Raw genomic sequence first — 8,236 nt, 5'->3', positions numbered from 1 at the left:
CAAAGAACGCGATCGGTATCTTTTTTGCCGTATCTTCCACATAGATGGCGGCCAGCGTTTCCGGATCACGGGTGAGCTTCAGCGGGAAATAATGCGGACCGAATTCGAAGCCGTTGGAGTTGTCGATAAGGTGGATCCGCTGTGGTGGATGAAATGTCGCCCGGGCATTCTGGACGGTCGGCTCGTTTATGGCGAAGAAACCGGGAACAAGGGCCACGATATATAAAGCAAGCGTCACGAACAGAGCGGCCATCGCAAGCCTGTGCCGCTTGAACGCCCACCAGATGAGCTGCCATTGCGAGGCGACTGCTGCGCGCTCTGGACGAAGGTTGGCTATTGAGACATCGACCATTTCAACAGCCTCCTATTCCAGCCGAATGCGCGGATCGACCAGCGCCAGCAGGATGTCGCTGATGAGCGAGCCAATCAGCGTGAGCGCACAGATCAGGAGCACGAAGGCACCGGCGAGATACATGTCCTGCGCCATCAGCGACTGCAGCAGCAGCGGCGCCGCCGTCGGCAGGTTGAGCACGATCGCCACGACGACTGAGCCGGAAATGAGGTTCGGCAGAAGCCAGGCAATGGTCGAGATGAACGGGTTAAGCGCGATCCGGAGCGGATATTTCACCAGTAGCCGGAATTCCGAGAGGCCCTTCGCGCGTGCGGTTGTCACGTAGGGCTTTGGCAGTTCGTCCAGCATGTTGGCGCGCATCACGCGGATGAGGCTGGCGGTCGAGGACACGGCCAGGATCGCCACCGGCAGCCACAAATGTGTCAGCAGGTCGTACATCTTGCCGATGCTCCATGGCGCAGTCTCGTATTGTGAGGAGAAAAGGCCGCCGACATCCTGCCCGAACTCGACCGCGGCGACATACATCAACACCAGCGCCAGCAGGAAGGATGGGATGGAGAGTCCGAAAAAGGTGAAGGCCGTGAAAGCATAGTCACCGATCGAATATTTTTTGACGGCGGAATAGACGCCGATCGGCAAGGCGAGAGCCCAGGTGGCGATCAGGCTTGCGAGAGCAAGCACGAGCGTAAGCGCCATGCGCTCCCAGATCAGTCCCGAGACCGGCTGCTGCCATTCAAACGAGATGCCGAAATCGCCACGCGTGACAATGCCCCAGATCCACTTGAGATACTGTACCAGCATCGGCTGATCGAGGCCGAAACGCTCACGCAGCTGTGCGGCGGTGTTCTGGTCGACCACCTCGTTGGACGACGCGAGGGTGGCAATGTAGGTGGTGACGAAGTCGCCCGGCGGGAGCTGGATCAGCACGAAGGCGAGAAAACTCACCGCGAACAGTGATGGGATCATCCAGAAGAGTCGTTTGACGATGAATTTCAGCATGGAAATGCTCGCAATTCGGGTTGCATGACGCGCCGCTGCGAACCGTAAGGCTCGCCCAAGGTCTTGCAACGGGACTGGGAGAAAGTGCCGCCGCAGCGAGGCGGCGGCACCGACGAGGCAAATCAGCTCGTGAAGGTGAACTGCTGCGGGAGGGCAGGACCGGGATTTGGCCATGACCAGCTATCGGGCTGCTTTTCCGGCACATTGCGCAGGTTGTTGCGAATGACGCCGAAGCCGCCGACCGCAAGGCAGACGCCGATCGTCTCGAAACTATCTGCGCACAGATCGAAGATCTGCTTCATGATCGCGCCGCGCTTGTCGAGGTCGGCGGTAGCTCGCGCCTCGTCGAAAAGCTTCATGCGCTTCTTCTGGCTTTCCGGAGGCTCCTCGCCCTTCTGACCGTTGGACGTATACCAGAGCGTCCACGGAATTGCGTAACGCGAACCCTGCGGGTGGAAGGCAAAGTAATCACGCGGGTCGAGCATCGGATCCAAGCCGCCTGCTCCTGACCAGACCTGCGCGTCATGGGCATTGTCGTCGCCGCGCGTGTAATAGAGCGCTCGCTCGATGGTATTGACCTTCATGTCTATGCCGATCTGCGCCCAATGCGACTTAACAAGCTCTAGTGCATCCACCAGATCAGGATTGAGCGTGGGAATGACATCGATGGCAAAGAACACCTGCTCACCGTCTGGCCGCAGGCGCATCCCTTTGCCGTTCTTTTTGTCGAGACCAATCTGGTCAAGCAAGGCGTTCGCTTTGTCCGGCTCGAAATCCACAAACTGCCGCGAAAGCTTCTCGTAATGCCAGGGATGACCGGGCCGCGGCCCAGTCTGATACGGCTGGCTCTGGCCGAAATAGACAATATCGATGATTTCCTGGCGGTTGATGCCGATCGAGAGAGCCTGGCGGAAGGACTTGTCGGCGAACATCTTTCGCATCGCCGGGTCCTTGTGGGTCATGTTCAGGTAGATCTGGCATTGTTGGGCTGACGAAGGCTCCAGCGTCATGAGACGGTAGTCACCCTTCTGCATATTCTGAGACAGGGTTGGTTTATTTGCGAGCACGTTGATGTGACGCTCTTGGATATCGAGCTTGCCCGAGATCACGTTGAGCATCAGCGATTCCACATCCTGCGAAATGCTGAAGTTCAGTTCGTCGATATAGGGGAGTTGATTCCCTTCGGTATCAACTTGCCAGAAATAGGGGTTTCGGACCATGACCACACGGGTCGCGCCTCCCGAATAGGGCTCTTTTATTATCCACGGGTCCAGGGTTGGCTTTTCGATGTTTGCCCAGCGCGACGGAATTTCGATGTCGCCGCATTTGGCGCGGAAAAGCTCCGTCCAGCTCGGTACGCCCGCCGCCTTCACGTCGGCGTCGAGGTTCGGGTTGTATTTCGGCAGGAACTTGCTGCAGTAGTGTTTGGCAAAGAGCGTCGGATGCTGACCGAGAGGGGTCGCCAGGTTTTCCAAATAGAGCGCATTCGCGGCGGCGAAGATGAACTTGACGGTATAGTCGTCAACCTTTTCGACGGTGACCGGCTTGCCGGCAACGGAAATCTGGGCCGGCGTCGCGCTGTAGAGCTCCTTGTTCTTGATCACATCTTCAATGGCGAAGACGACGTCATCGGCGGTGAATGGATGGCCGTCGGACCACTTTGCGCCTTTCAAAAGATGGAATGTGAATTGCGTCGCGTCAGCACTGACCTCCCATTTCTCGGCAAGATTGGGCAGAACTGCCGTGAAATCCATGTTCCAGCGCACGAGGCCCTGGTTGCCGACCATGCGCAGAATGCCGTTGTGATCCGACGAACCGCGCAGGCCGCGCCGCAGCGTGCCGCCATACGTGCCAGTCTTTTCCCAGGGCTTCACGACCATGGGGTTTTGCGGCAGACGCTCGGCAAGCGGCGGAAGCTTTCCGTCCTTAACCAGGGCGGCCAGCTGCGGTGCCTCCTTGGCCGCAGCGGCGCTCGCGCTGCCACCCGCTACGGACAGGGCCACAGTCCCGCCGACACCCGCCAAGAAGGTGCGACGAGTTGTCCTCGAAATGGAATTATCGGGCATGGTTGGTCTCCTCCAGACATCACAGCAGCGCGTATCCGCTCGTGGTGCTCCTCACGCGAGCGTGCCCTGCCTTGGCATCGACATTAACGCGGTAGAAACAAATTACAAGTAGGTATCTATTTAAACATATAAAAGCTTATTTCGGCACCGTCGCCATTCTTTCGACAGCTTTACACGAATTATCGCTGATATGCGAAATATGTCCGACATATCAGTGAGATGATGCCAACCGCTGTTTCAAATGCGCTCTGCCTCCTCTAGCGACCAGGCGCTGTTCGGGTCGAGCGTGACGCGGGCTTTGGGAAAGCGGCTAGCGATGGCCACCGACTCGATCTCGACGTCACCCGAAAGTACGCCGCCCTTGAAATCTCGAAACCCGTGGCGCTCGTGGGTGACCTCCGCCAGTCGTACGGTTGCCTCAGACGTCAGAGCTTCCTTGTTCCGGAGCCGCATCCAATCACCCTTAACATCGCGACAGGCGAGCTCGGTTTTGCGGCGGTCTCCCAATACGCGGAGTGGAGGGAAAAGGGCGACTGCTATCGGTCCTTACGGTATCTGTCGCCTATGTAATCACTGAAATCGTTAATGTTATTTGGGAAAGGTTGGCGCCCGACACAAATAGAAAATCTTCCAAGCATCATCTCGCCTGAGGCCAAATCCGTGATACCGGCGGCACACCTTAGATGGGGCGGCAGTGAAAGCGCTCCGCTGAGATGGGATACGGGCTCAAGACATAGATACGCTTCAGTCCGGTGGAGAACGAGATACTCAAGAGCGGAGGTTCTAAGGAGCGACACGTATCCGGTGGAGATTGGGAATGACGCACGCGACCAGTTTGAAAGGTGTTTGGTCTGCGGCTCAATTCCAAAAGAGGCGCTCTTTGATGCCGTCAAGGTCGGACCGTCTTTCGAACCCAGACTCGGAAGGCTCCAAGACCCATGGGCATCGCACGACAGCTCAACGCCGGACCCTATTGCAAAATAGGGATGCCAGCCTATGCCGCTGGGCGATGGCCGTTCAGATGTGTTCAAGAGGGTGAGCGTGACATCCAAGCGATGATCTTTGATTGAGAAATGCTGAACGGCTCTGAAGCTGTACGGCCACTCCTCGTCCGCTTCGTATTCAAGGCTCACAGACAGAACATTCGCGGACTGGTGAGCAATCGTCCATGGCCGCCTTTGCGCGGGACCATGCATCGCATCGCCGTTGCGGTAAGGGTTCCCTCGAAGCTGGAATGACTGTTCCTCGGTTACGAGTTCGGCCCCTTTCAGGCGTCCGTGATACGGAAAGAGAGGAAAAGCCCCAGCTTTTGGCCAGTCCTGCTCGTCGTAAGGGGCATCGCTCATTGGGACGAGGACATGACCATAGATCTCATGCGCCAATCGTGACAAGCGCCCGCCAGCCCTCACATCAAATGAGGCTTCGAACCGCCCGCTCCGGATAGCTGGCAAAACCCAGTCCTACCTATTGCTGAAGGGTTGCACTTCTTGCCGGCTGACTTCCCGAAGCCTCACGTGAAGCGAGAACAGGAAGCACCAATGACCGCCTCACCGACGCGTCCTGACGACGCCGTCGTGATCGATCGCGCAAAACCGTCCGCCCTGAAAGTGATCGGCGATATGCCGGTTTTCGACACCCGGAGGGGTGGTCGCGAGCGGCGGCGTGTGATCCACACCTCGATCCAAAGGATCGTAACCAAGTTTGAAGGCCACACTGTTATCCCACCACGAGAACGGGCTTTGCGACACCCCGTACACCGTCGTGCAATCGACGTGAGGACTTTCGAGCCCAATCATGACCAGTTGAGCTAAATCTCTGCCGCTGAGCCACGTGGCGCGGCTCCGCTCGTCGCTTCTGCTGTCCGCAGGCTCCATCGTCGCGTTGGCGATACGAATTATAAAGCTTTCGATCCCGTGTTTTTGAAAATAAAGGCCCGCTTCCAGCTCGTTCCAACACTTGCCTAACCCATATAAGCTGTCGGGCCGCATGGGACCGTCAGGTGATACCCGTTGATCACGCGTGAAGAAGCCCGTCACATGGTTGCTTGACCCAAGAACAACTCTCGAAATCCCGAGTTGCCGGGCGGCTTCATATATGTTGTGAGTGCCCATGACATTGACCCGAACAATGTCCTCTATGGGTCGTTCGCCTGGGAATCCCGCAAGATGAACGATCGCGTCAATACCCTTCAGGGCTTTTAAGGTTGAACCGAAATCACAGATGTCCACTGGAGACCAAGTCTCATTGGCGCAAGCTTCATCGGGAGCTACGAGATCGAGGATGCGTACTGATCTTATTTTTCCCTGCAGTGCAGCTCTTAGCTTTTTTCCGACCCTGCCAGAGCCGCCGAAAAGTGCGACGACCTTGTCGCAGTAGCCGGGCGTGCTTTCCCGTTCTGATGCAGGAGCTGCATCAGCTGCGTATCTTTTCGTAAATGACATCAACTACACCCCTTCGAACATTCTCTCGCGCGCGTTTAGGATATGGCGTTCCATTGCCGCGCCGGCACCGTTTCGGTCCCGCTGTTGGATAGCCTCGAATATTGCGACGTGCTCAAGCTGAACCGCGCGCAGACGCTCAGGCGTTCGCATAAGACTTAACTGACGGGTGATGTTCATTCCGGTCGCAATATGCGATGCCATCGATACCTGGATAGAAATGTAATATTGATTTCGGGTTGCCTGAGCTACTGCCTCATGAAACCGCCTGTCTTCATCAATACCAACCGTGCCGTTCTTGAGGCATTTCTCTAACAGATCCAACGAATCCTTTAGCCGTTGAAGGTCCTCGTCTTGCCATCTTACCGCTGCTAGGGAAGCCGCCGCCGCCTCATGACCGGCCCTGAACTCGAAACAACGTTGAACGTCTGCAAGTGACCCGACCTGTGAGAAGCGGAGAACTGCCATATCTGGTTGCCGGGTCACATAGGATCCTGAACCTTGCCGGGATACAATCACCCCGTCCTCGCGCAAGCGGCCTAAAGCCTCGCGGACGACTGTTCGAGACACTGCAAAGCGTGAAGAGAGGTCTGTTTCCGACGGCAACCGGCTGTTTATGATGAGGTCGCCCCGGGCGATTAGGCTTACGATACCATCATAGACAACGTCGCTGAGCCTGTCTGGCGTAGTTCCGTCCCTTGAGGGATATTGCACGCCGATATCGTTCATATGCTTCACCTTAACCCTACCCAGACGCGTTGGGCCTTTGCTCGTGCTCTATTACTTCAGCGAGACCTGAAATTCAGGGTAACTCGGTTGTCGTATGGCAAAGATATACGACATTCAACAAACCTTCACAACTTACGCACTCGAATATGTTTATTCCCACCGCCTGTCGCCGCAAATATGCCTAATCCTGTTGACTGCTGTCAATAGCTGTATTACGAGCTACGCAGGGGAGATTGGGCTTGCACCCGTCGGAACCTATGAATTCATCGCGGGCGGCCCGGCGATTCGCCTTCAGGGTCGCGATTGACACTCTCAAGGTTCTGAAGCGCAGCGGGTCGTGGAATGCGCTGGCTTCCCACACGTTCTCGACGGCTGAAAAGGATATCCCATGAAGATCACCGATGTGAAAACTTACCTGATGCAGGTAGGAGCCCGCCCCGGCTTGCCGGGCGCATCGCCGACTGGCGTTGCTGGTGAGGCGGATTTTCGTGGTTCGCGAAATTGGCTGTTCGTGAAAATTGAAACTGATGAGGGTATCTCAGGCATCGGCGAATGTTCTGGTTGGCCCCGTGTCGTTGAGACGGCGGTTCTCGACTATCGAACTATTTTGATAGGAGAGGACCCCCGCGACATCGACCGGCTTTGGCACCGGCTGTTTGTCAGTTCGATGGGGCACGGAATCCTCGGCACAGTTGGCGGAGGGGCCCTGACCGGTATCGAGATGGCGCTTTGGGATATCAAGGGAAAGGCACTCGGTCAGCCGATCTGGAATCTCCTCGGTGGCCGGTTTCGTGACAAGATCCGCGTCTATGGGCATGCGAAAACCCCAGAACGCGCGCGGGACCTTGTCGCTCGCGGGTATAAGGCTGTAAAGGTCGGCTTTACCGGCGCTGTCGAGTTCGACAAGGTCGCGGCCGTCCGCGAAGCTGTAGGCGCTCGGGTCGACGTTATGGTTGACGCACACGGTCCTTCCTGGATGACCGCTCAGGACGCAATAACCGTGGGGCGGGAGCTCGAACCGCTCGGTCTGCTCTTTTTGGAGGATCCGGTCGCGCCGGAGAACCTTGACGCGCTCCAGCGCGTTCGTGACTCGGTGAATATACCGCTGGCGGCGGGCGAGCGCGTCAGCAACATCTGGGGGTCGCGACCTTATATCGAGCGCGAGTTAGTGGACGTTATTCAGCCTGACACCGGCCGAGCCGGCGGGATCACACAGATGCGGAAAATAGCGGCGATGGCGGAAGCGCACTACATCAGCGTGGCGCCTCATTCGGGATCACTTGGCCCCGTTGCAGAATTCGCGGCTCTGCATGTCATGGCGACGATCCCGAATGCACTGATGCTTGAACGGGTGGAGATTGACTGGCCGGGGCGCTACGAGGTCGTGCATCCGGTTCTAAAGGCGGTTGATGGCTATCTGCCGGTACCAACGGCGCCTGGTCTTGGTGTCGAGCTTGTCGAAGAAGAAGTCGGCAAATATCCAAGCCGTCGCAACGTCGGGGACATGCCTGCAGACGATGGGCGTGCATACGAGCAGGATACAACGTCCGAGTGCGTATATTTCCAGACCCGCCTTCAGCGCCAAGCCCGATTGCGGCTTACGATGACGGAAAAATAATAAGCACGACATACCGGCCCCGGGCATCGTTCAG

Annotated in this window: 6 protein-coding genes and 1 pseudogene; 1 reads left to right on the top strand and 6 read right to left on the bottom strand. The window is 57.1% G+C overall.

The genetic code is table 11. From position 1 onward, the window contains the following. The 6 genes and pseudogenes from EDE05_RS25220 to EDE05_RS25190 all read right to left on the bottom strand — a co-directional run. Window positions 1-352, bottom strand: a pseudogene (locus EDE05_RS25220) (ABC transporter permease); the annotation flags it as partial. A gap of 12 nt (window positions 353-364) precedes the next feature. After that, complete coding sequence (locus EDE05_RS25215) at window positions 365-1,351, bottom strand: ABC transporter permease (protein WP_112803271.1); 987 nt, start codon at window positions 1,349-1,351, stop codon at window positions 365-367. Window positions 1,352-1,473: 122 nt separating this feature from the next. Then, window positions 1,474-3,417 carry an ABC transporter substrate-binding protein gene (locus EDE05_RS25210; RefSeq protein ID WP_134103204.1) on the bottom strand — a complete coding sequence of 648 codons (1,944 nt, stop codon included), beginning with the start codon at window positions 3,415-3,417 and terminating at the stop codon, window positions 1,474-1,476. 237 nt (window positions 3,418-3,654) lie between these two features. Further along, window positions 3,655-3,870: a hypothetical protein gene (locus tag EDE05_RS25205; RefSeq protein ID WP_134103201.1), complete on the bottom strand. Its 216-nt coding sequence runs from the start codon at window positions 3,868-3,870 to the stop codon at window positions 3,655-3,657. Window positions 3,871-4,964: 1,094 nt separating this feature from the next. Continuing rightward, a complete protein-coding gene (locus EDE05_RS25195) occupies window positions 4,965-5,858 on the bottom strand; it encodes an NAD(P)-dependent oxidoreductase (RefSeq protein ID WP_134103195.1) in 894 nt (297 codons plus the stop codon). 3 nt (window positions 5,859-5,861) lie between these two features. Beyond that, window positions 5,862-6,584 (bottom strand): FadR/GntR family transcriptional regulator, encoded by a 723-nt coding sequence (locus tag EDE05_RS25190; RefSeq protein ID WP_134103192.1) that lies wholly within the window; start codon window positions 6,582-6,584, stop codon window positions 5,862-5,864. 388 nt (window positions 6,585-6,972) lie between these two features. Between EDE05_RS25190 and EDE05_RS25185 the strand changes: the two genes are divergently transcribed. Then, window positions 6,973-8,202, top strand: coding sequence for a mandelate racemase/muconate lactonizing enzyme family protein (locus EDE05_RS25185; protein ID WP_134103189.1), 1,230 nt, complete (start codon window positions 6,973-6,975; stop codon window positions 8,200-8,202). The last annotated feature ends 34 nt before the right edge of the window (window positions 8,203-8,236 follow it).

The sequence above is a fragment of the Neorhizobium sp. R1-B genome (genome assembly GCF_004368875.1).
GTDB classification, from domain to species: Bacteria; Pseudomonadota; Alphaproteobacteria; order Rhizobiales; family Rhizobiaceae; genus Neorhizobium; species Neorhizobium huautlense.
This window is presented reverse-complemented; position numbering and strand designations above follow the sequence as displayed.